The organism is Gryllotalpicola daejeonensis, assembly GCF_039538145.1.
GTDB lineage: Bacteria > Actinomycetota > Actinomycetes > Actinomycetales > Microbacteriaceae > Gryllotalpicola > Gryllotalpicola daejeonensis.
In genome coordinates this window covers 700,336-722,677 of the sequence record NZ_BAABBV010000002.1, presented here as the reverse complement: position 1 = coordinate 722,677, position 22,342 = coordinate 700,336, and the positions used below count along the sequence as shown (strand labels likewise).

Sequence of the window (22,342 nt, the reverse complement as noted above, 5' to 3'; positions counted from 1 at the left end):
CGCGCCTGCGGCGGCTCGTGTCGCCGCCGATGTCCCGCGGTCAGCCTAACCTCATACAGTGAGCGGGGTAGGCGCAGGGCGCGGGCATGGCGGGCGGATCGGGCGCGGCGACTATGCGGCGCAGCGGAAGCTGAACGCGCAGACGCCCCGCGTCGACCATCTGGTGCGCCGGATCGGCGACCTCTTCCGCCCCTATCGCGGCAGGCTGGTGCTGACCGCCGCGCTCGTGCTGCTTTCGGCAGCGCTGAGCGTCGTGCCGCCGCTGCTGACTCAGCGTGTGTTCGACGACGGCCTCTTCCCGGCATCCGGTCGTATCAATGTGCCCGTTCTCATCACGCTCGTCATCGCGATGGTCGTGCTCTTCGTCGTCTCAGGGGTGTTCGGGGTGTGGCAGACGTGGCTGACGGCCACCGTCGGCAACCGCGTGATGGGCGCCCTGCGGGTGCGGCTGTTCACGCACCTGCAGGCGATGGAGCTGAGCTTCTTCACGCGCACGAAAACCGGCGTGATCCAGTCGCGGCTGCAGAACGACGTCGGCGGGGTCGCGGGCGTGCTGACGAACACGGTCTCGAGCGTGCTCGGCAACACGGTGCAGGTGATCGCCGCGTTCGTCGCCATGGTGCTGCTCAACTGGCAGCTCACCATCGTCGCGCTCGTGCTGATGCCGTTCCTCGTCATCGCGCAGCGGCGGGTCGGCCAGGTGCGGGCGCGGATCGCCGGCGCGACCCAGGAGAGCCTCTCGGAGCTCACCGCCATCACGCAGGAGACGCTGTCGGTCTCAGGCATCCTGCTCGCCAAGTCCTTCAATCGGCGCAGGAGTGAGATCGCGCGCTACGCCGACGAGAACGAGACGCAGATCGGGCTGCAGGTGCGGCAGGCCATGAGCGGCCAGTGGTTCTTCGCGATGGTGCAGGTGTTCCTGTCGTCGATTCCCGCGATCGTGTATCTCATCGCCGGGTGGCTGATCACGGGCGGTGCGCACAATGTCACGGCCGGCACGATCGTGGCGTTCACGACGGTGCAGGCGCGGCTGCTGTTCCCGCTTCTTGGGCTCATGCGCGTCGCGCTCGATCTGCAGACGTCGGGCGCACTGTTCGCGCGCATCTTCGAGTACCTCGATCTGAAGCCGGCGATCACGGATCGAGAGGATGCCGTGAGCGTGACGACTGCGGAGGAGGAGTGCCGCACCGATCGCTTCGAGACGCGCGCTCCGCAGGCTTCGCCTGCTCCGGGGCGATCGGACCACCGCCCGGGCATCGGGATCGCATTCGAGGACGTCGTGTTCCGCTACCCGGACGCGCGGGAGGGGGAGCGCGCGACGCTCGATGGGGTGTCGTTCGCGATCGAGCCCGGCCAGTTCGCCGCATTCGTCGGACCGTCTGGGGCCGGGAAGACCACGATCTCCTATCTGATTCCGCGCTTCTATGAGGCATCCGCCGGCGTCGTCAGATTCGCGGGACGCGACGTGCGCGAGCTGCGCGGCGAATCTCTCGTGTCGCACATCGGCATCGTGAGCCAGGAGACCTACCTGTTCCACGCCTCGATCGCCGAGAACCTGCGCTATGCGCGGCCAAGGGCGACGGATGCCGAGTTGGAGGCCGCGTGTCGGGCGGCGAACATCCACGAGACGATCTCGTCGTTTCCCGACGGCTATGACACCCTCGTCGGCGAGCGGGGCTATCGGCTCTCCGGCGGCGAGAAGCAGCGCATCGCGATCGCGCGTGTGCTGCTGAAGGACCCCGAAGTCCTGATCCTCGACGAGGCGACGAGCGCGCTCGACTCCGTGTCCGAGCGAGTGGTGCAGCAGGCGCTGGATTCCGCGACCAGCGGGCGCACGACGATCGCCATCGCGCACCGGCTCTCGACCATCGTGGCCGCCGATGTGATCTTCGTGATCGACGGGGGACGGCTCGTCGAGAGCGGCACGCACCCCGAGCTGCTGGCGCTCGGCGGCGTCTATGCACGGCTGTACACGCAGCAGGTGCAGGCGGCGGTGTAGGCGGGTACCCCGAGAGTTAGACTCGGCTAACTCTGGGAGGACGAATGGCGATTGAGACGGATGCCGCGGACGAGGCATCCGTTCGGCCCGCGCTCGACGGCCGCGGCGGTTGGTGGCGCCGCCTCGCGCTGCTCGGGCCGGCGTTCGTCGCCTCGATCGCCTATGTCGACCCCGGCAACGTCGCCGCGAACCTGACGGCGGGCGCGCGCTACGGGTTCCTGCTGCTCTGGGTGCTCGTGCTCGCCAACGCCGCGGCGATGCTCGTGCAGTACCTCTCCGCGAAGCTCGGTATCGTCACCGGCCGCAACCTGCCGGAGCTGCTCGCCGAGCGGCTGAACCGGCCGGCCCGCCTCGCGTTCTGGGCGCAGGCGGAGGTCGTCTCGGCGGCGACCGATCTCGCCGAGGTGCTCGGCGGCGCGATCGCGCTGCAGCTGCTGTTCGGGCTGCCGCTCGTCGTGGGCGGGGTCATCATCGGCGCGGCGTCGATCGGGCTGCTCGCGCTGCAGACCCGGGGCCAGCGCCGCTTCGAGTTCGCGATCATGGGACTGCTCGCGGTCATCGCCGTCGGCTTCGTGGCCGGTGCCGTGATCTCGCCGATGGACTGGGCAGGGTTCGCCGCCGGGCTCGTGCCGCGTTTCGAGGGCAGTGACACCGTCGTCCTCGCCGCCTCGATGCTGGGCGCGACCGTCATGCCGCACGCGGTCTACCTGCACTCTTCCCTCTCGCGCGACCGGCACCGCACCGACAAGTCGCAGAAGCACCGCCGCGCGCTCCTCGCGGCGAACCGGGTCGACGTCATCTCGGCCCTCGTGATCGCGGGCATCGTCAACATCGCGATGCTCGTCCTGGCTGCCAACGCTCTGCGCGGTGTCTCAGGCACCGACACGATCCCCGGAGCGCACGCGGCGATCACGCACGCACTCGGGCCGACCGTCGGCGTGGTCTTCGCGATCGGCCTGCTCGCCTCAGGCTTCGCCTCGTCGTCCGTCGGGTCGTATGCGGGCGCCGTCGTGATGGGGGCGCTGCTGCGTGTGCGCATCCCCCAGCTCGCGCGGCGGGTCGTCACTCTCATCCCCGCGCTGATCGTGCTGGCGCTGGGCGTCGACCCGACGTGGGCGCTCGTGATCAGTCAGGTGCTGCTGTCGGTCGGCATCCCGTTCGCGATCATCCCGCTGATCAGGCTGACCGGGTCGCGCGCGGTGATGGGGGCCGACGTGGATGCGCCGGCCACGCGCGTCGTCGCCGCGGCGGTGGCGGGGGCGATCGTCGTGCTGAACGTGGTGCTGATCGCCCTGGTGATCGCCGGTTAGCGCGACACCCAGATCGCGGCCGACTCCTCGGCCGTGAGATCGGCCGGCTTCGTGAGCGTGGCACCCGGGCGGATGCCGCGGCGCCCGAGCTCGCGCAGCATCGTCGGATCGGCGTCAGAGATGCGCTCCACCGTGAGCGGGACTCCGGAGGGAGCATCCGTCAGCACGACCGCATCGGGCAGATGCGGCAGGCCGCTGCTCGTCGGGATCGGGTCGCCGTGTGGGTCGCGCGTCGGGTGGCCGAGCAGCCCGTCGATGCGGTCCACGAGCGTGTCTGAGACGGCGTGCTCGAGATTCTCGGCCTCGTCGTGCACCTCGGACCAGTCGTAGCCGAGCGTGTCGACGAGGAAGGTCTCGATCAGCCGGTGCCTGCGCACCATGCCGAGCGCATGCTCGCGGCCGAGATCGGTGAGCTCGATGCCGCCATACGGCTCATGAGCGAGCAGGCCCGCCTCCACGAGTCGCCGCACGGCGTCGCTCGCGGTGGCCTTGCGCACCTTCATGCGCTCCGCGAGCCAGGTCACCGTCACGGGCCCCGGCGCCCACTCGGTGGCGCTCCAGATCACCTTCAGGTAGTCCTGGACGGTGCTCGACAGCTCGGAGAGCGGCATGCGCCAAGTTTACGAAGCGCGTCACAGCCATTGGCCGGCGGTGGGCTGGCTCCCTAGGCTCGGCCTGGTGACTGACGGATTCGCCACGCGAGCCATCCACGCCGGCCAGCAGTTCGACCCGACCACTGGGGCGATCATCCCGCCGGTGTACCTGACCTCGACATTCGTGCAGGACGGCATCGGGAACCTGCGGAACGGCTACGAGTACGGCCGCGGCGGCAACCCCACCCGGGACGCGCTGCAGACGCAACTGGCCGCGCTCGAGGGCGGCGCGCGCGCCTTCTCGTTCGCCTCGGGGCTCGCCGCCGAGGACGCGGTGCTGCGCGCGACGCTCAGGCCCGGAGATCACGTGGTGCTCGGCGCGGACGCGTACGGCGGCACGAACCGGCTGATCACCAGCGTGTACGGGGCATGGGGCGTGCGCCTCACGACCGTCGAGCTGGGCGATGCGGATGCCGTGCGCGCGGCGCTTTCGACGGAGAGCACCCGCCTGCTGTGGATCGAGTCGCCGAGCAACCCGCTGATGAAGATCAGCGATATCCCGCAGCTGGCGCGGCTCGCGCACGAGGCGGGCGCGCTCGCCGTGATCGACAACACCTTCGCGTCGCCCGCGCTGCAGCAGCCGATCGCACTCGGCGCCGACGTCGTCGTGCACTCGACGACGAAGTACCTCGGCGGCCATTCCGATCTCATCGGCGGCGCCGTCGTCATCGCGCCCGGCCGCGGCGAGCTCGAGCAGTCGATCGGATTCCAGCAGTTCGCGGTCGGCGCGGTCTCCGCGCCGTTCGACGCGTTCCTCACGATCCGGGGCATCAAGACGCTCGAGCTGCGTATGCGGCAGCACTCGGCCAATGCGCAGACCGTGGCGGAGGCCCTGGAGGAGCACCCGAAGGTCGAGCGGGTCTACTACCCGGGGCTCGCCTCGCACCCCGGGCACGAGCTAGCGGCCCGGCAGATGTCCGGCTTCGGGGGGATGCTCTCTGTCGCGCTCGCCGGAGGTGAGGCATCCGCTCGCCGCTTCTCGGAATCCACGCGCATCTTCCAACTCGCCGAATCGCTCGGCGGGGTCGAGTCGCTCGTCGGCTACCCGAGCGTGATGTCGCACGCGTCGCTCAGGGGCACGCCGCTGGCGGTTCCCGAGAACGTGGTGCGGCTCTCGGTCGGAATCGAGAGCGCTGAGGACCTCGTCGCCGACCTGCTCGCCGCGCTCGAGCGGTTGTAGTCCGCCTAGAGTCGCTCGATGATCATCGCGTTGGCGGTGCCGCCGCCCTCGCACATCGTTTGCAGCCCGTAGCGCCCGCCGGTCTGCTCGAGAACCGAGAGCAGCGTGGTTGCGAGGCGCGCGCCACTGGCGCCGAGGGGATGCCCGATCGAGATCGCGCCGCCGTTGACATTCACCTTCGCCGGGTCGGCACCCGTCTCGGCGAGCCACGCGAGCACGACGCTCGCGAACGCCTCGTTGACCTCGAATGCATCGATGTCGGCGAGCGAGAGACCGGCCCGGGCGAGGACCTTCTGCGTGGCGGGGATGACGCCGGTGAGCATCATGAGCGGGTCGTCGCCGACGACGGCGAAGGAGTGCAGCCGGGCGCGCGGCCTGAGGCCCAGACGCGCAGCCGCCTCTTCGGACGCCAGCAGCACCGCGGCCGAGCCGTCGTTCAGCGGTGATGAGTTGGCGGCCGTCACCTTGAAGTCGAGCTCTGGGTAGATGCTCGCCCAGTGCTCGTTCTTGAACGGCGTGCGCAGCTGGCTGAGCGACTCGAGAGAGCCGCCGGGTCGGATCGTCTCGTCGCGCGGCAGCACGTCGTCGCCGATCCCCGGAACGCGCACGAGCTGGTCGGCGAACCGGCCGTCGCTCCACGCCGCGGCCGCCTTGGCGTGGCTGCCGAGGGCGAATTCGTCGAGCTCGGTGCGGCTGAGCTTCCACCTGTCGGCGATCAGCTCGGCACTCACGCCCTGGGGAATGAGTCCGCCGCGTTCGCGATAGCGCTCCTTCACCGACGGGCCGGCGAAGTCCTGCCCGGCGGTGTGGCTGCCGATGGGAATGCGGCTCATCGACTCGACGCCCGAGGCGATCACCACGTCGTACTGCCCGGCCATGACGCCCTGCGCCGCGAAGTGAATCGCCTGCTGACTGCTGCCGCACTGGCGGTCGACGGTGGTCGCCGGCACCGTTTCGGGGAAGCCCGCCGCGAGTGTCGCCCACCGGGTCGTATTGCTCGACTGCTCGCCGATCTGGCCGACGGTGCCGCCGATGACGTCGTCGACGGCGACGGGGTCGATTCCTGTTCGATCGACGAGGCCGCGCAGCGCCACGGCAGCGAGTTCCACGGGGTGCACGTCGTGATAGGCCCCGGTGGGCTTTCCATGAGCGACGGGCGTGCGGACCGCATCGACGATGACGGCTGAGCGCGGCATCCGGATCTCCTTTGGAGCGTGAGTGACGTCGTTGTCACCATCAAGGATGCCCATAAATTAGTTCGCATGAGTGAACTAAGGGGCAACACGATCGAATTCGACGGCTTCACGGGCTACGTCACGCGCCCGACGGGCGAGGTCAAGGGCGGTCTCATCGTCATCGAGGAGATCTGGGGCCTCGTCGACCACATCAAGGACGTCGCCGACCGGTTCGCGGCGCAGGGCTACCTCGTCGTCGCGCCGGACATCTTGAGCCACGTCGGCATCACACCCGAGGTCGGCAACGAACTACTGCGTCTGCGCGAGAGCGCCGATGCGGAGGAGCGCAACCGCGCCCAGCCGGCCATGCGCGAGAAGATGGCGCCGCTCAACCAGCCCGAATACGGCTCGTGGGCCGTCAGCGCGCTGAAGCAGGTCGTCGACTGGCTCGAGGCGCAGCCCGAGGTCGCCGGCCGTGTCGCCGTGACCGGCTTCTGCTTCGGCGGCACCTATTCGTTCGCGCTCGCCGCGGCGGACGACCGGGTGCGCGCCGCCGCCCCGTTCTATGGCGCGCCGCCGCAGGCCACCGAGTTCGACGGATTCGCCTGCCCGGTGCGCGCGTTCTACGGCGAGCAGGACGAGCGGCTGATCACGGGGCTTCCCGAGGTGGAGAAGCGGATGTCTGAAGCCGGCGTCGATTTCGAGGCGACGGTCTACCCGGGCACCGGTCACGCGTTCTTCAACGACACCAACCCCCACGCGTACAACGCAGAGGCGGCGACGGATGCCTGGCAGAAGGTGAACGACTTCTTGGCCACGACCCTGGCCTGAGGCATCCGACCCGCCTAGCGTGGTGGGCATGGAGCAACGCGAGCTGTTGATCGACGCTTTCGGCCGGATTCGCGGCATCGTCCACCGGGTGGTCGAGGGGGCGAGCGCTGAGCTGCTCGGCTACCGCCCCGACCCCGAGGCGAACACCATTGCCTGGCTGGTCTGGCACCTGACCCGTGGGCAGGATTCACAGATCGCCGACGTCGCCGGCACCGATGAGCTGTGGCTCGGCGAGTGGGCGGACCGCTTCGATCTGCCGCTGCCACGCGACTCGACGGGCTACGGCCACACGAGCGAGCAGGTCGCGTCGGTGGTCGCCTCGCCCGAGCTGCTGCTCGGGTACCACGACGCCGTGCACGACGCGACGGTCGCGTACCTGAACGGGCTCAGCGGCGAGGATCTCGACCGAGTGGTCGACACGTCATGGGATCCGCCCGTGACGCTCGGCGTCCGGCTGATCTCGATCATCGGTGACGACTGGCAGCACGCCGGTCAGGCGTCGTACGTGCAGGGGCTCGCGCAGCGCGCGGGCGTCGAGTAGACCGGGGATGCCTGTTCAGCGGTAGCGGTAGAGGCGAACCCGCTGCACGGCGAACCGGCCCGGCTCGAGGCGAACATGCCGCCCCTGGTGGGTCTGGTCGCCGTTCAGCCAGCGCAGGTGCCGCCACTCAGGATCGAAACGGCCCTCTTCGCAGGACAGGATGCCGACGGTGTCGGCCGCTGCCGGTGAGTGGAACGTCAGCGTGACGCCCATGCCCGCGACGATCAGCTCATCGGCCGAGGTGCGGATGACGATGGCCGCGGCGGGCAGGAGCCTGCTGCCGTGGGCATCCCCGGACTCGTTGATGACGCCGTCGGCGAGTGACGGAGCGGCGACCCGCTCATAGCTCGCCTCGAGCACGACGTCGGCAAGGCGCACGCGGTGCGGTGCCCGCATGTCGTCCGTCGGGGGAATGAGGCCGGCCATCGACCCGTCGCCCGCATGGGCTGCGATCAGCGGCGTGAGCTGGGCGACGAGATCGAAGGCGCCGGCGAGCAGATCCTCGGCGTCGCCTGAGATCGACTCGATGCCGAAGGGCGAGAAGCCGAGTGCGGCGTGCCTGCCGAAGGCATAGAGGGCGTTGGCGGCGGCGTCGACGCTGCGCAGCGCCTCAGGAACGAACAGCGGGTTGCCGCTGGCGACGTACGCGTCGGCCCACTCCGCGAAGTTCGGGAAATAGATGTCCGGCGCGATGAAGTCGAGGCTCGGCGCGCCGGCGCGCCAGACCTCGGCCAGATGCGGCAGCGGGCCGGCGCTCGGGTACTGCCCGGGGGCGGCCCCTGGGCGGATCAGCGCCGCGTTGGTGTACATCGGCAACGGCAGCTCGGCTTTTCCGGCTGCGGCGATCACCTCGACGTAGCGCGCGAACGCCCACGCTTGGAAGCGCTCATCGGTGGCGGGGGAGGCGCCGAACACGTCGGCCCATGACCCGGGCTGCGCGCCAACGGGCAGCAGCTCGGCCGGCACCTGGCCGCCGAATGCCTCCTCTGCCTGCGGGCAGTGGTCGCGCGCTTCGGGCATCATGCCGATCTCGTTCTCGACCTGGACCATGATCACGGTGTGTTCGTCGTCGGCCTCGCGCAGGTGGCGCATGAGCGCGGCGAACGCCCGTGCGTCGGCATCGCGGTTGTCGTCGGCGAAGGCGGACAGGATCTCAAGCGCCGCTCCGCCGGACGTGCGTGCCCGCGGGAAGCGCTCGGTGTCGGTCTTGACCCAGGCCGGCACATACGACGACATGCTGTTCTTCCAGCTGCCGAACCACAGCAGCACGAGTCGCATGCCGTGCGCGCGGGCGTCGGCGAGCAGCTCGTCGAGCGTCGTCCAGTCGAAGCAGCCCTCGGCCGGTTCGACGACGTCCCAGTACACCGGCGCGACGACGGTGTTGAGCCCGAGTGCCTCGAGCTTCGGCCAGAACGGCTCGAGGTACGAGCGCTCGGCGCTCGAGTTGCCGAGTTCGCCGCCGCGGATGAGGAATGGCGCGTCGTCGACCATGAGCAGCGTCGCCGTGCCGGATGACACGAGGTGGGGCAGAGACATCGGTTCCTTGTGACGAATGGTCGGGGTTCGAGCGATCGAGTCGGGCGCCTCGGGCAGATGACGGATCAGCAGATCAGACGAGCGGCCACACCGTCAGGCGGCCGCACATGCCCCAGCGCTCGGGGCCGCTGAGCGGCGCGAGGGTTCCGACGCCGCTGCCGTACAGGCTCTCGGTGCCGGCTGCGGCCAGCGATGCGAGCGCACTGCCGGTGGCCTCGCTCTGCGCGGCAGGGCCGCCGCGCCAGATAGCCTGCCAGCGCGCGGTCTTGGGGGCGACCAGGCGGGCTGCCGCTGTGTAGAGCGCGCTCAGTGCTGCGTCGAGATCAGCCTGCGCCTGCGCGCGCAGCTCGGCCCAGCCCTCGAGTGCGAGGTCGCGCCGGGCGCGCGCCGCGCGCTCGAGCTCGGCCTGGTCGTCGGTCTGCGGCAGAGCGGCGGCGGCGGCATAGCGCTCGGGATCCCCGAGCACCTCGGCCGGGAACGTCAGCACCGCGTCGCCCGCCTCGGGCAGGCCCGCGTTCGACATGAGCGTGAGGATGTCGAGATCTCCGCTTCCGTTGATGAGCCGGTGCACCGTTCCAGGCGTGAACCACACGACGGCGCCCGGATGCAGCGGCGTGGTCTCCAGGCCGCGCGAGCTCAGGCTCTCAAGCTCGCCCGACCCTGCCAGCACCACGTAGCCCTCTGTCGAGGTGGTGTGCAGGTGCGGCGAGCCACCCATGCGCCCGTCGCTCGTCGGCCAGTCGTAGACCCTCAGCCGCGAGACGGCAATGCCACCGGGAAGGCCGCGCGCGAGGGCCGCCGCAGCGGCCCCCGGCGCCTCCGAGGCCGAAGCCTCATCCCCGGGTTCTCCCATCCCGAAAGCCTCACTCATTCTGCGACCGCGAGGGCCTCGCGCCAGGGAGCGCCACTGCCCTCCATGCTCGAATAGAACGGGGAATCCGTATCGATGTCGCCGCTCGCGACGCGAACGCCCGTGAACGACGACGCATAGATGCCGGCGATCAGCTCGAGCGTGCGACGCGCAGACGTCGTCTCGACCGGCAGGGGAAGCCCCTGCTCGCGCGCGTCGATGACGGCGGCGAACTGCGCCGCGTGGCCGGAGTTGCCGTGCGGGCCCTCGGCCCACAGTGCCTCGACCTCTGCCTCGTGCCCCGGCGCCGCGGTGATCTTCCAGTTGTCATCGCCGTAGCCGTAGAGGTGCTCGAGCTCGACGGTCGCGAACTCGAAGTCGAAGCGCAGGTAGCTGGTCTCGCGGGGCGACAGCAGGCTGTTCACCACGGTCGCCACGGTGCCGTTCTCGAACGTGACGATCGCGGTCGACAGGTCCTCGGTGGCGACCGGGCGGGCCTGCCGCGCCGAGACGGCGACGACCTCGGCCCAGGGGCCCAGGATCGACAGCATGGTGTCGATCTGGTGGATGCCGTGGCCCATGGTCGGGCCGCCGCCCTCTATGTCCCAGTTGCCGCGCCACGGCACGTCGAAGTAGGAGTCGGGCCGGTACCAGAGCGTGTTGCACACGGCGACCATCGGCCGTCCGAGCTTCCCGTCGGCCAGGCGCTCGCGCAACCAGGTGGCCCGGCCGCCGAAGCGGTGCTGTGAGACGGTCGCGAAGTGGGCACCGGAGGCGCGCTCGGCGGCGGCCAGCTCGTCGATCTCGGCGAGCGACAGGGCCGGCGGCTTCTCGGAGAGCACGTCGACGCCCGCCGCGAGGGCGATGAGAGCCTGCTCCTTGTGCAACCCCGGCGGCGTGCACAGGTGCACGATGTCGGGCTTGCCGTGCTCGAGCAGCTCTTCGAGGCTCGCGTAGCCGGCCTCGACACCGAACTCGGCCTGGAAGCCGGCGAGGCGGTCGGGGTCGACGTCGACCGCGCCGACGATCGCGGCGCGGCCCGCGAGCTTGGCGATGTTGTCGGCGTGGATACGGGCGATGCCGCCGGTGCCGACAATGCCGATACGGACGGGGCGGCCGGTGGTGGAGTCGCTCATTGCGCCACCGCCTCTGCCGGGACGCTGACGCCCGCGTCGGCGAGCACCTGCACGCCGGTCTGCGCCAGCTCGGCCATGCGAGCGGCGTCGCTTCCGCCGTCGGCGATGACGACGGCGTAGTCGAGGGTCAGGCTCTCGCCCTGCTCGAGCGTGCGCACCTCGTCGAAGAACGGAGCGGGGTTGAGGCAGGCGAACGGCTCGGAGCGGGCGAACCACTTGGTGGGCAGGTCGCCGCCGTAGGTGCCGTCGATGAAGACGACGGTCGACTCTGCATCGATCTCGTCGTGCTTGCCGCTGAAGCCGGCCCACAGGCTCTGGGTGCCGCGCAGCTCCTCGCCCTCTGTGCCGTCTGCGCCGACCATGTAACCGCCCGTGAACGAGCGGGGCCCGCGCCAGGACAGGCCGCCGTAGCCGGCGTTGTCGCGGCCCTCGGTGGTGGGCGAGCCGATGTGCAGCGCAGCGCCCGAGACGTTGGTGATCGTGCTCGACCACGTGAGTGTCCACGCATCCTCACGCGTGCCGACGACGGCGCGGATCGTGCGGACCTCATCGACGACCGGGGCGCCTGCGTTCTCGCCCGACTTGGGCTCGCTCACCCAGGTGAGGCGATGCGAGAACGTGGCCGATGACTCGTCGACGGATGCCTCAAGCAGCTCTGCGTGCTCCATGGAGCCGTTGTTGTCCAGGTTCGCGTAGCCGGTGGCTCGCGTGTAGGTCACGCCGCCCCAGAAGTTGTGGGGGCCGACGTTCGGCAGCGACAGCGCGATGCCCTTGTGCCACACGTGGTCGTGCGGGCGGAAGACCGTCACGAGCTTGCCGGAGCGCGTCCGGATCGGGTGAAGGTACGGGCGCGGCGACTCGTACTGCACTTCGGTCGGGCGGTACACGTAGCGGAACAGCTCGACGCCCGCGCGCACCGCGACCTCGGAACCGACGTCGTGGAGCAGCGAGAGTGGGCTGGGTTGGCTGGCCATGGACGGAAATCCTCTGAATCCTCGTTGATTTTGTTGCCATCGGGACTTTCGAAAACCGAAAGTTTTTCGATACCCTTGATCGACAAGCGAGCCTATTCGGATCGCCACAATCGCGTCAAGGCGAAGACATCTTGAGAGGAACCCGATGGCGGCATCGCGAGGAACCCTGGCCGACGTCGCCAAGGCGGCAGGAGTGTCGGTTCCGACCGTCTCCAAGGTGCTCAACGGGCGCGCGGACGTGTCGGAGGCGACGCGGGCCAAGGTGCAGCAGGCGCTGCAGGACACCGGGTACACGGCCAAGCGCCTGCAGGGCAACGACCTCGCCGGCGTGATCGACCTGATCATCGAGGGGGTCGACTCGCCCTGGGCGCTCGAGATCGTCCGCGGCGCAGAAGCGGCGGCGGCGCACCGGGGCTCGGCCGTCGTCGTGACCTCGTCGGTGAACCCCGGCTTCGACCTGCGCAGCTGGCTCGACGCGGTCGCGGCGCGACACTCCGACGGCGTGATCGCCGCTCTTCCGACTCTCGGCGCGGAGCAGCTGCGCGCCCTTCAGGAGCTCAAGGCGCCGGTCGTCGTGATCGACCCGAGCGGCGACGTCCCCGACCGCTTCGCGACCGTCGGCGCGACCAACTGGGCGGGCTCGTTCGCAGCCACAGAGCGGCTTCTCGAGCTCGGGCACACCCGCATCGGATTGATCGCGGGGCCCAGCAATGTGCCGGCCGCGGTGCAGCGGCTCGAGGGCTACGCCTCGGCACTGCGACGCAACGGAGTCGCCTTCGACCCTCGGCTCGTCACGGAGGCGGAGTTCCGCGTCACGGGCGGCCACGCGGCGGCGACGAAGCTGCTCGATCTGCCCGAGCGGCCGACCGCGATCATCGCGAGCTCCGACCAGCAGGCCGCCGGCCTGTACGAGGCCGCGCGCGAGCGCGACATCCGCATCCCCAGTGAGCTGTCGGTCATCGGCTTCGATGACACCGTGCTCTCGCGATACCTGTCGCCCGCGCTCACCACGGTGCACCAGCCGCTTGCCGACATGGCGGCAGAGGCGATGCGCCTCGTCCATGAGTTGGCCGCGAACCCCGAGGCCCGCGTGGCGCGACACCTCGAGCTCGCGACGACGATGATCGAGCGCCGCAGCGCGATCTCGCTCAGCTCCTGACCGCGCGCGAGCACTCAGTTCCCGAGGTCGCGAACGGCCACTTTCTGGGAAACGCTTACCCAGAGGACTTGACGCGGAAAGCGCTTGTCCGTTAGCTTCGCTTTCGATCGCTCCCCGAAAGCCTTTCGCAGTTCGATTGCGGGCTTTCGGCGGCAGCGCAGACCCACGACGCGGTGGACCGATCACCGCCGCGTCGCCGAGCGAGAGGGACGACGCGGATGTCGACGATGACGCCCCGTGCCACCGCGGCCGCGGCGGTCGGGCGCACTCAGAAGGTGCGCCGCCGCCCGTGGTACCGCAACTGGCAGCTGTATTCGCTGCTGGTCCTGCCGGTGGCCTACTTCATCATCTTCCGGTACCTGCCGATGGCCGGAAACGTGATCGCCTTCCGCCAGTACATGCCGGGCGGCAACATCTTCGGCGAGTACTGGGTGGGCTTCCAGAACTTCCAGCAGGTGCTGAGCGATCCCGTCTTCTGGGGTGCGTTCCGGAACACGGTCGTGCTCGGCGGTCTCGCGCTGATCTTCGGGTTCCCGGTGCCCATCGTGCTCGCGCTGCTGCTCAACGAGTTGCGTTCGGCCGGGTTCAAGCGCTTCGTGCAGACGACGACCTACCTGCCGCACTTCCTCTCGATCGTGATCGTCGCCGGAATGATCCTGCAGATGACCTCGCTCACCGGCGCGATCAACCATCTGCTCTCGCAGGTGGGCATCCACCCGGTCGACTTCATGACGCAGCCGGGGTGGTTCCCCGCGATCTACGTCGGCAGCGAGATCTGGCAGACCATGGGTTGGGGCACGATCCTCTACCTGGCGGCGCTGACTCAGGTCGATGAGAGCCTCTACGAGGCTGCGCGCATCGACGGAGCGAATCGCTGGCAGCAGGTGTGGCACGTGACGCTGCCCGGCATCGCGCCCACGGTCGTCACCCTGCTCATCATCAACATCGGCAGCTTCATGAGCGTCGGGTTCGAGAAGATCCTGCTCATCTACAACCCCACGCTGTACTCGACGGCCGATGTCATCTCGACCTACCTGTACCGCTACGGAATCGTGTCGGGCAGCTTCAGCTACGCCGCCGCCGCGGGCATGTTCGAGGCCGTCATCGGCCTGGTGCTCGTCGGCGCAGCCAACTTCGTATCCAAGCGCATCGTAGGAGCAAGCCTGTGGTGATCGAGACTCAAGCGGCCGCAGAAATCGGACCCGCCACCGAAGTCGCGCTCGCGGGAACGCCCGTGAATCCGAAGCGCCGGCGCACCTCGCTGTCGCGCACTCGCGGCGAGAAGATCTTCGCCGTCGTGAACGTCGTCGTGCTGCTGCTGGCCGTCGCCGTCACGCTGTTCCCCTTCGTCAATGTCCTCGCACAGTCGCTGTCGAGCCAGAAGTTCATCGACCAGGGCACCGTGACGATCTGGCCGCAGGGCTGGAACTTCCAGACGTACAAGCTGGTGGCATCCGACTCGACCTTCTGGATCAACTACCGCAACACGATCGTGTACACGGTGGTCTCCACGGCAGTCTCGATGCTCCTGTCGACGATGTTCGCCTACGCGATTTCGCGCAAGGACCTGAAGGGCCGCGGGTTCTTCATCGGGCTCGCCCTCGTGACGATGCTCTACAGCGGCGGCATCGTTCCGACCTACATCCTCGTCAACAAGCTGCACATGACGAACACGATCTGGGCGATCGCGATCCCCAATGCGATCAGTGTCTTCAACGTCCTCGTGATGAAGTCGTTCTTCGAGAACCTGCCGCACGAGCTCATCGAGGCGGCCGAGATCGACGGCCTGAACACCTACGGCACGCTCATCCGGATCGTGCTGCCGCTGTCCAAGGCGGTCATCGCCACGATGATCCTGTTCTACGGCGTCGCCAACTGGAACTCCTGGTTCCCCGCGTTCCTCTATATGGACCACTCGAGTCTCTATCCGGTCACGGTGTACCTGCGGAACCTCATAGCCGGCGCCTCGGGGGCGCAGAACGCGGGCGCTGCGGCCGACTCCGACCTGACCCAGATCGGCGCCAACATCAAGGCCGTCACGATGATCCTCACGGTGCTGCCGATCCTCTTCGTCTACCCGTTCATCCAGCGCTACTTCGTGTCCGGCGTGATGCTCGGCTCGGTCAAGGGCTAGCTCGGCGCAGGCATCCGCTCTTCTTCTCCCGCACCACAACAACCAAGAAAACTGCAACACCAATGGAGGTCTCGCAGAAAATGTCGATCAAGGTATCTCGCCGTGACGTGCTCGTGATGGGCCTTGCCGGTGCCGCAGCCGGTCTGCTCGCCGGCTGCTCGTCGGGCGGCGCTTCAGGCGGCACCCCCGTGGTCTCGGGCAAGACCGCAGGCATGATGAAGGACTACGCGGCAGGCAAGCAGTTCACGGCCAGCAAGCCGCTGAAAGTCACCATGCTCTTCCAGGACAACCCGGCGTACCCCTACAAGAAGACGTGGAAGATCTTCTCGCAGATCAAGAAGGACACGAATGTGACTCTTGAGCCGACGGTGGTGCCGTTCGCGGACTACTCGACCAAGATGTCGGTGCTGATCAACTCGGGCAATGCCCCCGACATCATCGCCAAGAGCTACCCGGGCACCGAGACGCAGTTCGTCGGCGGTGGCGCGATCCTTCCCGTCTCGGAGTACACCAAGTACATGCCGAACTTCACCAAGAAGGTGAAGGACTGGAACCTCGACGCCGACCTGGACTCGATCCGCCAGGGCGACGGCAAGTTCTATGTGCTGCCGGGCCTTCACCAGACGCTGAACCCCGACTACACGCTGTCGTGGCGTGACGACGTCCTCGAAGACCTCGGCCTCGAGGCCCCCGATACCTGGGACAAGGTCAAGACCACCCTGCAGGCGATCAAGGATGCCAAGGGCGTCACACCCTGGACGGAGCGCTACGGCGTTGCGAGCGCCATGAACATCGCGGCCGTGACGTACGGCACCATGGCCGGCTACGACGCGGCCACCAGCGGCAGCTGGGGCCTGGGCACCGGTCTGCTGTTCGACTTCGACAAGAAGAAGTTCAGCTACACGCCGGCGGACGAGAACTACAAGGCGCTGATCGCATACTTCGCCGACCTGGTCAAGAACGGTCTGCTCGACCCCGACTCGTTCACGATGACGGACGACAAGGCCGGTGCCAAGTTCACGACGGGCAAGACGTTCGTCATCAGCACGAACTCGCAGCAGCTGCAGCTCGACCGCACCGCACTGGACAAGAGCCTCGGCGCCGGCAAGTACAAGATCTCGAAGGGTCCGATCCCCGGCGGTCCCAACGGCAAGATCATCGCGGGCAGCCGCCTCGAGAACGGCATCATGCTGTCGACCTCCGCATCCAAGAAGGACGACTTCGAGGCCTTCCTGCAGTTCGTCGACTGGCAGTGGTACTCCGATGAGGCGCAGGTCATGGCCAAGTGGGGCATCAAGGGCGAGACCTACGTCATCAAGGACGGCAAGTACGAGCCCGCCCCCGGCTGGAAGCTGGCGGCCTACGGACTGGGCGACCAGAGCGCAAAGAAGGACATCCGCAACGACGACGGCTTCGGCTGCGGCAACTTCGTCTACGGCGGCACGACCCAGATCGTCGAGTCGACCATGGCGGACGAGGAGCTCGCCTGGCAGAAGACCGTCGCGAACTACAAGCTCGCCAAGACGCCGCCGTCGGTGCCCTACACGCCTGTCGAGGCCCAGCAGGCCGCGCAGAAGCAGACCGCTCTGATCGGCTCGACGACCACCTGGACGATGAACTTCATCCTGGGGAAGAAGGACCTTTCCTCCGACTGGGACGCCTACGTCAGCGAGCTCAAGGCCAAGGGCATGCAGGAATACGTCGACAACGCGAACAAGGCGTACGACGCGGCCCAGAAGAAGAAGTAGAACTGCACCATGAGCGCGCAGACGACGAGGGAGTTCACGACCGGCCCGCTGTATCGGGCGGCTCAGGCGGTCTACTCCGTCCTGGGGCCGACGGCCGGCTTCCTCATCGCCTGCCTGCCCTTCGCCGCCGCGATCGTCGCCGGGCACAGCACGGTGGCGATCGCGGTCGGCGGCGTCGTGATCGGGCCGGCCTGGACCGCGCTGCTGTATGCCACGCGGGTCATCAGGGCCGACCCCGAGCGCGGCCCCTTCACCTCGTTCTGGCGGGGATACCGCCTCAACTGGCGACAGACGCTCGCCGTCTGGCTGCCCTACTGGCTGCTGTTGACCGCCGCGGGCGCGGACGTCGCGTCTCCGGCATCCCCGCTCGCATTGCGTGCCGTGATCGCCGTGATCGCCGGAATCTCGCTGCTGTGGATGAGCGCGGTGCTGCTCATCATCAGCCGCTACGCGTTCCGCACGCGCGACGTGCTGCGCCTCGGCGGCTACCTGCTCTTCGGCGCGCCGCGTTCGACCGTGACCGATTTCGCGCTGCTCATCGTCGCAGGTGCCACGATCTACCTGTCGTCCGAGTTCGTGCTCGGCCTGCTCGCCGGGGTGTTCGCGCTGTTCGCGATCGCCGGGGCGCAAGGCGCGTTCGAGCTGGTCGACGCACGATTCACGACCGACGGGAGGCAGGATGGCGCGCGATGACGCCCGCCGGCCCCCCGCGACCCTGCAGGACGTGGCCCGCGATGCAGGGGTCTCTCTCGCAACGGCGTCGCGCACGCTGAACGGCAGCGCCCGCCGCGTGAAAGAGGAGTACCGCGCACGCGTGCTCGCCGCCGCCGAGCGCCTGAACTACGCACCGAACCTGCAGGCACAGGCGGTCGCGCGCGGCCGCACGAACACGGTCGGCATCATCGTCAGCGACATCACCGACCCGTACTTCGCTCAGATCGCGGGCGGCATCATCGCCGCGGCCGAGGCGGGCGGCATGGGCGCCAGCATCAGCGTCTCCGGGCGCGACCCCGAGCGAGAGGTGCAGCTGGTCAGCTCTCTGCGCGGCCTGCGCCCCGCGGGCATCGTGCTGGTCGGCAGCCGAGTGACGGATGCCGCGGTCACGGCCCGGCTCGAGACGCAGCTGCGCGACTTCGAGGCAGAGGGCGGTCACGTCGTGCTCGTCACGCAGGCCGGCCTGCCGTTCGACACGATCGCCTTTGACAACGTCGAGGGGGCGCGTGCGCTTGCGGCTCGCCTCGCGACCGCGGGCTACGCCCGCGCGATCGTGCTGGCGGGCCCCGAGCGACTGATGACGTCGCGCGAACGGGCAGACGGATTCCTCGAAGGGTGGGCCGTTGCGAAGCATCCGGCGGACGCCGGGCCGTTCGAGGACACGCTCGACGTGCCCGTCGTGCACAGCGAGTTCACGCGCGCGGGCGGGTACGAGGCGATGGGCCGCGCGCTCGCCGACCACGGTCGCCCCGACCTCGTCTTCGCGGTCACCGACCTGATGGCGGTCGGCGCGATGGCACGGCTGCGCGAGGCGGGCATCGAGCCGGGGCGCGATGTCGCGGTCGCCGGCTTCGACGACATCGAGACCCTGCGCGACGTGACGCCGGGGCTCACGACGGTGCGGCTGCCGCTCGAGCAGGGCGGCATCGCGGCGGTCGACCTGATTCTGCATCGCACCGGGTCGCAGTCGCTCATGCGGTTGCCGGCGGAGGTGGTCGTTCGGGAGAGCACGCCCGCGGGTGTCGAACACGAGTGAGCCCGCCACGAACGGGGCGCGGCGGGCACCCCGTCCCCCAGGCGGCCCTCGCAGGCATCCGCCCCATGAATCTCGGCGCCGACGGCGCCGCGCACACATCAATCTGCAACCAACGGAGGTCAGCAATGTCGTCTGAGTCGACGATCGGCATCATCATGAACGGCGTCTCGGGGCGCATGGGGTATCGGCAGCACCTGGTGCGCTCGATCCTCGCGATCCGGGATGCGGGCGGGGTGGTCCTCTCGGACGGCCGCCGGGTTCAGGTGAAGCCGATTCTCGTGGGGCGGCACGAGGACAAGCTGCGAGACATCGCGGCACGTCATGACATCGCGGACTGGACGACGAACCTCGATGAGGCGCTCGCGGACCCGCAGTGGGATGTCTACGCGGACTTCCTCGTGACCGAGGCGCGCGTGCCGGCGATCACGAAGGCGATCGCGGTGGGCAAGGCGGTCTACACCGAGAAGCCGACCGCCGGCAACTTCCAGGATGCCCTGGAACTGGCGCGGCTCGCCAAGGCGGCAGGCATCAAGAACGGCGTCGTGCACGACAAGCTCTATCTGCCCGGCCTGCGGAAGCTCAAGCGGCTGATCGACGACGGGTTCTTCGGCCGGATCCTGTCGGTGCGCGGCGAGTTCGGGTACTGGGTGTTCCCGGGCGACGGGGTGCCGGCGCAGCGCCCGTCGTGGAACTACCGCGCCGAGGACGGCGGCGGCATCGTGCTGGACATGTTCCCGCACTGGAACTACGTGCTCGAGAACCTGTTCGGGCGGGTCGAGTCGGTGTACGCGCAGACGGCGACGCACATTCCGACGCGCGTGGACGAGCGCGGGCAGACGTATCAGGCGACGGCCGACGACGCGGCGTACGCGATCTTCGGGCTCTCAGGCGGTGTGATCGCCGAGTTCAACTCGTCGTGGGATGTGCGCGTGAACCGCGACGAGCTGCTGGAACTGCAGGTCGACGGCACCGAGGGCTCGGCGGTCGCCGGGCTGTTCGGCTGCAAGGTGCAGCACCGGTCGGCGACGCCGCGACCGACGTGGAACCCCGACATCCCCGACGGGCACGACTACGCGGCGGACTGGCATGAGGTGCCCGAGACCGAGGTGTTCGAGAACGGCTTCAAGGTGCAGTGGGAGGAGTTCCTGCGCCACGTCGCCGAAGACGCACCGAACCGCTACGACTTCCTCGCCGGCGCCCGTGGGGTGCTGCTGGCCGAGACGGGGCTCGAGTCGGCGGCGAAGGGCGCGCGCCTGGACATTCCGGAGGTGACGGCATGACTGCGCTGACGCTGCTTGCCGCAGACGGGGCTGTCAGCCAGGTCGAGCTCGCGGCCTCGCCGGCGCTCACGCGCCCGGCTGAGCCGCTGCGCTCGCGGGTGGCGTATGCGGCCGCGCACGTGGTGCCGAAGGTCCATGGTGACAACACCCCCGGTCAGCCTGCAGATATCGACTGGGATGCCACGCTCGCCTTCCGCCACCACGTGTGGTCGTGGGGTCTCGGCGTGGCCGACGCGATGGACACCGCGCAGCGCAACATGGGCCTGGATGCGGCCGCGACCCGCGAGCTCATCTCGCGCAGCGCAGCCGAAGCGCGGTCGGTCGGCGGGGCGCTCGTCGTCGGCGTCAACACCGACCACATCGAGACCGAGCGCATCTCGCTCGACGAGGTCATCGCGGCCTACCTCGAGCAGCTCGCCTTCACCGAAGACCAGGGGGCGGGGGTCGTGCTCATGGCGTCGCGCCACCTCGCGCGCGCGGCGACCGGCCCCGACGACTACCGCCGCGTCTACGACGCCGTGCTCGAGCGGGCCCAGACGCCGGTCGTGCTGCACTGGCTCGGCGAGGCCTTCGACCCGGTGCTGCGCGGCTACTTCGGCTCACAAGACGCGCAGGCTGCGGCATCCGTTCTCATCGACATCATCGCCGCCCACCCCGAGAAGGTGTCCGGCGTGAAGATGAGCCTGCTGGACGCCGAGAAGGAGATCGCGGTGCGCGCGCGCCTGCCGCACACGGCGCGCATGTTCACGGGCGACGACTTCAACTACGTGAGCCTGATCGCCGGGGATGCCGCGAGCGACGGTGCCGTGCAGGAGCGCGGCTCCTACTCCGACGCGCTGCTCGGTGCGTTCGCGGCGGTGGCGCCGCTGGCGTCGTCGGCGATCCAGCGCCTCGACGCGGGGGACCGCGACGGCTACTTCGAGCTGCTGCAGCCGAGCGAGGCGCTGTCGCGGCAGGTGTTCGCCGCGCCCACGTTCTATTACAAGACCGGCGTCGCATTCCTGTCGTGGCTGAACGGCCACCAGCCCGGCTTCCAGCTCGTCGGCGGCCTGCACTCGGCACGGTCGCTGCCGCACCTGTCGGAGATCGTTCGCCTCGCGAATGCGGCCGGAGCGCTGGAAGATCCGGAGCTCGCGGCCGCGCGGTGGAACGCGTTCCTTGCCGTCTCGGGAGTCGAGACCCCGCGGACGGTGCTGCTGTGAGCGCGCAGGCGCCCGCGTCTGCGGCACCGCACCCGCGCCTCAGCCTCAACCAGGCGACCATCAAGTACGCCCCGCTCGCGGAGGCGCTCGACGTCGCGGCCGCTGCCGGCTACACCTCTTTCGGCGCGTGGCGCGAGCCCGTCGCCGAGGTCGGGCTCGACCGCGCGGTCCGGCTCGTCGAAGCATCCGGGCTGCGTATCTCGTCGCTTTGCCGCGCGGGATTCTTCACGGCGCAGCCCGGAGCCGCTCGCGATCGCGCACTCGACGACAACCGTCGCGCGATCGAGGAGACCGCGGCGCTGGCCGCCGCCGGTGCCCCCGGCTCGCGCGCCGTGCTGGTGCTCGTCGCCGGCGGGCTGCCGGAGGGGGATCGCGACCTGGTCGGGGCCCGGGCGCGGGCGGCCGACGCGATCGCGGCGCTCGCGCCCGATGCCCGCGCGGCCGGGGTGACGCTCGCGATCGAGCCGATGCACCCGATCTTCGCCGCCGACCGCGGCGTGGTCTCGACCCTCGGCCAGGCGCTGGACATCGCGGAATCCGTCGGCCCGGAAATCGGCGTCGTCGTCGACACCTACCACGTGTGGTGGGATCCGGAGCTTCCCGCGCAGATCGCGCGGGCCGGGGCATCCGATCGGATCGCGAGCTATCAGGTGTGCGACTGGATGACGCCGCTGTCGGCCGACTCGCTGCTGTCGCGCGGGTACATGGGCGACGGCCACATCGATTTCGGGGCAGTGACGCGACGGGTGACCGATGCCGGCTACGACGGCGACATCGAGGTCGAGATCTTCCGGCAGGAGATCTGGGACGCGCCCTACGCCGACGTCGCCGTGCGCGTCGCGGCGGCGTTCGATGCGACCGTCGCTCCCGCCCTCGGCAGCTGA

Annotated in this window: 20 protein-coding genes; 14 read left to right on the top strand and 6 right to left on the bottom strand. The window is 69.2% G+C overall.

Annotation, left to right across the window (positions count from 1 at the left end; translation table 11 throughout):
* Positions 1–58: 58 nt before the first annotated feature.
* Both ABD736_RS16205 and ABD736_RS16200 read left to right on the top strand, forming a co-directional pair.
* A complete protein-coding gene (locus tag ABD736_RS16205) occupies positions 59–1,999 on the top strand; it encodes an ABC transporter ATP-binding protein (protein WP_344792920.1) in 1,941 nt (646 codons plus the stop codon).
* A 44-nt stretch (positions 2,000–2,043) separates the two neighbouring features.
* Positions 2,044–3,309 carry an Nramp family divalent metal transporter gene (locus ABD736_RS16200; protein ID WP_344792919.1) on the top strand — a complete coding sequence of 422 codons (1,266 nt, stop codon included), beginning with the start codon at positions 2,044–2,046 and terminating at the stop codon, positions 3,307–3,309.
* On the opposite strand, the gene ABD736_RS16195 is transcribed toward ABD736_RS16200, so the two are convergent.
* On the bottom strand, positions 3,306–3,920 hold the full coding sequence (locus ABD736_RS16195; RefSeq protein ID WP_344792918.1) for a metal-dependent transcriptional regulator: 615 nt from the start codon (positions 3,918–3,920) through the stop codon (positions 3,306–3,308). The two genes, ABD736_RS16200 and ABD736_RS16195, sit on opposite strands and share 4 nt — an antisense overlap.
* Positions 3,921–3,987: 67 nt before the next feature.
* Here ABD736_RS16195 and ABD736_RS16190 point away from each other — a divergent pair, with 67 nt between their 5' ends.
* Entirely contained in the window at positions 3,988–5,142 is a 1,155-nt protein-coding gene (locus ABD736_RS16190; protein WP_344792917.1) for a cystathionine gamma-synthase, read from the top strand.
* Between the two features lie 5 nt (positions 5,143–5,147).
* Here ABD736_RS16190 and ABD736_RS16185 read toward each other — a convergent pair whose 3' ends face one another.
* The gene (locus ABD736_RS16185) at positions 5,148–6,338 is read right to left on the bottom strand and encodes a thiolase family protein (protein WP_344792915.1); all 1,191 of its coding nucleotides are present in this window, start codon (positions 6,336–6,338) and stop codon (positions 5,148–5,150) included.
* Positions 6,339–6,404: 66 nt separating this feature from the next.
* Between ABD736_RS16185 and ABD736_RS16180 the strand changes: the two genes are divergently transcribed.
* Both ABD736_RS16180 and ABD736_RS16175 read left to right on the top strand, forming a co-directional pair.
* On the top strand, positions 6,405–7,148 hold the full coding sequence (locus ABD736_RS16180; RefSeq protein WP_344792914.1) for a dienelactone hydrolase family protein: 744 nt from the start codon (positions 6,405–6,407) through the stop codon (positions 7,146–7,148).
* 28 nt (positions 7,149–7,176) lie between these two features.
* A complete protein-coding gene (locus ABD736_RS16175; protein WP_344792913.1) occupies positions 7,177–7,689 on the top strand; it encodes a mycothiol transferase in 513 nt (170 codons plus the stop codon).
* 15 nt (positions 7,690–7,704) lie between these two features.
* On the opposite strand, the gene ABD736_RS16170 is transcribed toward ABD736_RS16175, so the two are convergent.
* From ABD736_RS16170 to ABD736_RS16155, 4 genes are all read right to left on the bottom strand, one after another.
* Positions 7,705–9,225 carry a DUF5597 domain-containing protein gene (locus ABD736_RS16170; RefSeq protein ID WP_344792912.1) on the bottom strand — a complete coding sequence of 507 codons (1,521 nt, stop codon included), beginning with the start codon at positions 9,223–9,225 and terminating at the stop codon, positions 7,705–7,707.
* A gap of 73 nt (positions 9,226–9,298) precedes the next feature.
* Positions 9,299–10,078, bottom strand: coding sequence for a cupin domain-containing protein (locus ABD736_RS16165; protein ID WP_344792910.1), 780 nt, complete (start codon positions 10,076–10,078; stop codon positions 9,299–9,301).
* A 14-nt stretch (positions 10,079–10,092) separates the two neighbouring features.
* A complete protein-coding gene (locus ABD736_RS16160) occupies positions 10,093–11,211 on the bottom strand; it encodes a Gfo/Idh/MocA family protein (protein ID WP_344792908.1) in 1,119 nt (372 codons plus the stop codon).
* A complete protein-coding gene (locus ABD736_RS16155; protein ID WP_344792906.1) occupies positions 11,208–12,185 on the bottom strand; it encodes a DUF6807 domain-containing protein in 978 nt (325 codons plus the stop codon). Before ABD736_RS16155 ends, ABD736_RS16160 begins: the two co-directional genes overlap by 4 nt.
* A 145-nt stretch (positions 12,186–12,330) precedes the next feature.
* Here ABD736_RS16155 and ABD736_RS16150 point away from each other — a divergent pair, with 145 nt between their 5' ends.
* The 9 genes from ABD736_RS16150 (at position 12,331) to ABD736_RS16110 (ending at position 22,342) form a co-directional block, all read left to right on the top strand.
* The gene (locus tag ABD736_RS16150; protein WP_344792905.1) at positions 12,331–13,344 is read left to right on the top strand and encodes a LacI family DNA-binding transcriptional regulator; all 1,014 of its coding nucleotides are present in this window, start codon (positions 12,331–12,333) and stop codon (positions 13,342–13,344) included.
* A gap of 218 nt (positions 13,345–13,562) precedes the next feature.
* On the top strand, positions 13,563–14,516 hold the full coding sequence (locus tag ABD736_RS16145; RefSeq protein ID WP_425555039.1) for an ABC transporter permease: 954 nt from the start codon (positions 13,563–13,565) through the stop codon (positions 14,514–14,516).
* The gene (locus tag ABD736_RS16140; RefSeq protein ID WP_425555044.1) at positions 14,513–15,478 is read left to right on the top strand and encodes a carbohydrate ABC transporter permease; all 966 of its coding nucleotides are present in this window, start codon (positions 14,513–14,515) and stop codon (positions 15,476–15,478) included. The genes ABD736_RS16145 and ABD736_RS16140 overlap by 4 nt, the downstream gene beginning before the upstream one ends.
* 62 nt (positions 15,479–15,540) lie before the next feature.
* The gene (locus tag ABD736_RS16135) at positions 15,541–17,226 is read left to right on the top strand and encodes an extracellular solute-binding protein (RefSeq protein WP_344792903.1); all 1,686 of its coding nucleotides are present in this window, start codon (positions 15,541–15,543) and stop codon (positions 17,224–17,226) included.
* Positions 17,227–17,235: 9 nt separating this feature from the next.
* The gene (locus tag ABD736_RS16130; RefSeq protein WP_344792902.1) at positions 17,236–17,919 is read left to right on the top strand and encodes a DUF624 domain-containing protein; all 684 of its coding nucleotides are present in this window, start codon (positions 17,236–17,238) and stop codon (positions 17,917–17,919) included.
* 31 nt (positions 17,920–17,950) lie between these two features.
* Positions 17,951–18,976, top strand: a complete 1,026-nt coding sequence (locus ABD736_RS16125; RefSeq protein ID WP_344792901.1) for a LacI family DNA-binding transcriptional regulator — start codon at positions 17,951–17,953, stop codon at positions 18,974–18,976.
* Between the two features lie 125 nt (positions 18,977–19,101).
* The gene (locus ABD736_RS16120) at positions 19,102–20,256 is read left to right on the top strand and encodes a Gfo/Idh/MocA family protein (RefSeq protein ID WP_344792900.1); all 1,155 of its coding nucleotides are present in this window, start codon (positions 19,102–19,104) and stop codon (positions 20,254–20,256) included.
* Positions 20,253–21,458 carry a dihydrodipicolinate synthase family protein gene (locus ABD736_RS16115; protein ID WP_344792899.1) on the top strand — a complete coding sequence of 402 codons (1,206 nt, stop codon included), beginning with the start codon at positions 20,253–20,255 and terminating at the stop codon, positions 21,456–21,458. The genes ABD736_RS16120 and ABD736_RS16115 overlap by 4 nt, the downstream gene beginning before the upstream one ends.
* Positions 21,455–22,342, top strand: coding sequence for a sugar phosphate isomerase/epimerase family protein (locus ABD736_RS16110; protein ID WP_344792898.1), 888 nt, complete (start codon positions 21,455–21,457; stop codon positions 22,340–22,342). Before ABD736_RS16115 ends, ABD736_RS16110 begins: the two co-directional genes overlap by 4 nt.

What these genes read in the sequence shown, in the direction of transcription:
- ABD736_RS16185 (WP_344792915.1), bottom strand. Translation starts at nt 6,338, where the DNA reads ATGCCGCGCTCAGCCGTCATCGTCGATGCGGTCCGCACGCCCGTCGCT.
- ABD736_RS16165 (WP_344792910.1), bottom strand. Translation starts at nt 10,078, where the DNA reads ATGGGAGAACCCGGGGATGAGGCTTCGGCCTCGGAGGCGCCGGGGGCC.
- ABD736_RS16170 (WP_344792912.1), bottom strand. Translation starts at nt 9,225, where the DNA reads ATGTCTCTGCCCCACCTCGTGTCATCCGGCACGGCGACGCTGCTCATG.
- ABD736_RS16200 (WP_344792919.1), top strand. Translation starts at nt 2,044, where the DNA reads ATGGCGATTGAGACGGATGCCGCGGACGAGGCATCCGTTCGGCCCGCG.
- ABD736_RS16180 (WP_344792914.1), top strand. Translation starts at nt 6,405, where the DNA reads ATGAGTGAACTAAGGGGCAACACGATCGAATTCGACGGCTTCACGGGC.
- ABD736_RS16145 (WP_425555039.1), top strand. Translation starts at nt 13,563, where the DNA reads ATGTCGACGATGACGCCCCGTGCCACCGCGGCCGCGGCGGTCGGGCGC.
- ABD736_RS16130 (WP_344792902.1), top strand. Translation starts at nt 17,236, where the DNA reads ATGAGCGCGCAGACGACGAGGGAGTTCACGACCGGCCCGCTGTATCGG.
- ABD736_RS16155 (WP_344792906.1), bottom strand. Translation starts at nt 12,185, where the DNA reads ATGGCCAGCCAACCCAGCCCACTCTCGCTGCTCCACGACGTCGGTTCC.
- ABD736_RS16135 (WP_344792903.1), top strand. Translation starts at nt 15,541, where the DNA reads ATGGAGGTCTCGCAGAAAATGTCGATCAAGGTATCTCGCCGTGACGTG.
- ABD736_RS16150 (WP_344792905.1), top strand. Translation starts at nt 12,331, where the DNA reads ATGGCGGCATCGCGAGGAACCCTGGCCGACGTCGCCAAGGCGGCAGGA.
- ABD736_RS16115 (WP_344792899.1), top strand. Translation starts at nt 20,253, where the DNA reads ATGACTGCGCTGACGCTGCTTGCCGCAGACGGGGCTGTCAGCCAGGTC.
- ABD736_RS16175 (WP_344792913.1), top strand. Translation starts at nt 7,177, where the DNA reads ATGGAGCAACGCGAGCTGTTGATCGACGCTTTCGGCCGGATTCGCGGC.
- ABD736_RS16160 (WP_344792908.1), bottom strand. Translation starts at nt 11,211, where the DNA reads ATGAGCGACTCCACCACCGGCCGCCCCGTCCGTATCGGCATTGTCGGC.
- ABD736_RS16195 (WP_344792918.1), bottom strand. Translation starts at nt 3,920, where the DNA reads ATGCCGCTCTCCGAGCTGTCGAGCACCGTCCAGGACTACCTGAAGGTG.
- ABD736_RS16120 (WP_344792900.1), top strand. Translation starts at nt 19,102, where the DNA reads ATGTCGTCTGAGTCGACGATCGGCATCATCATGAACGGCGTCTCGGGG.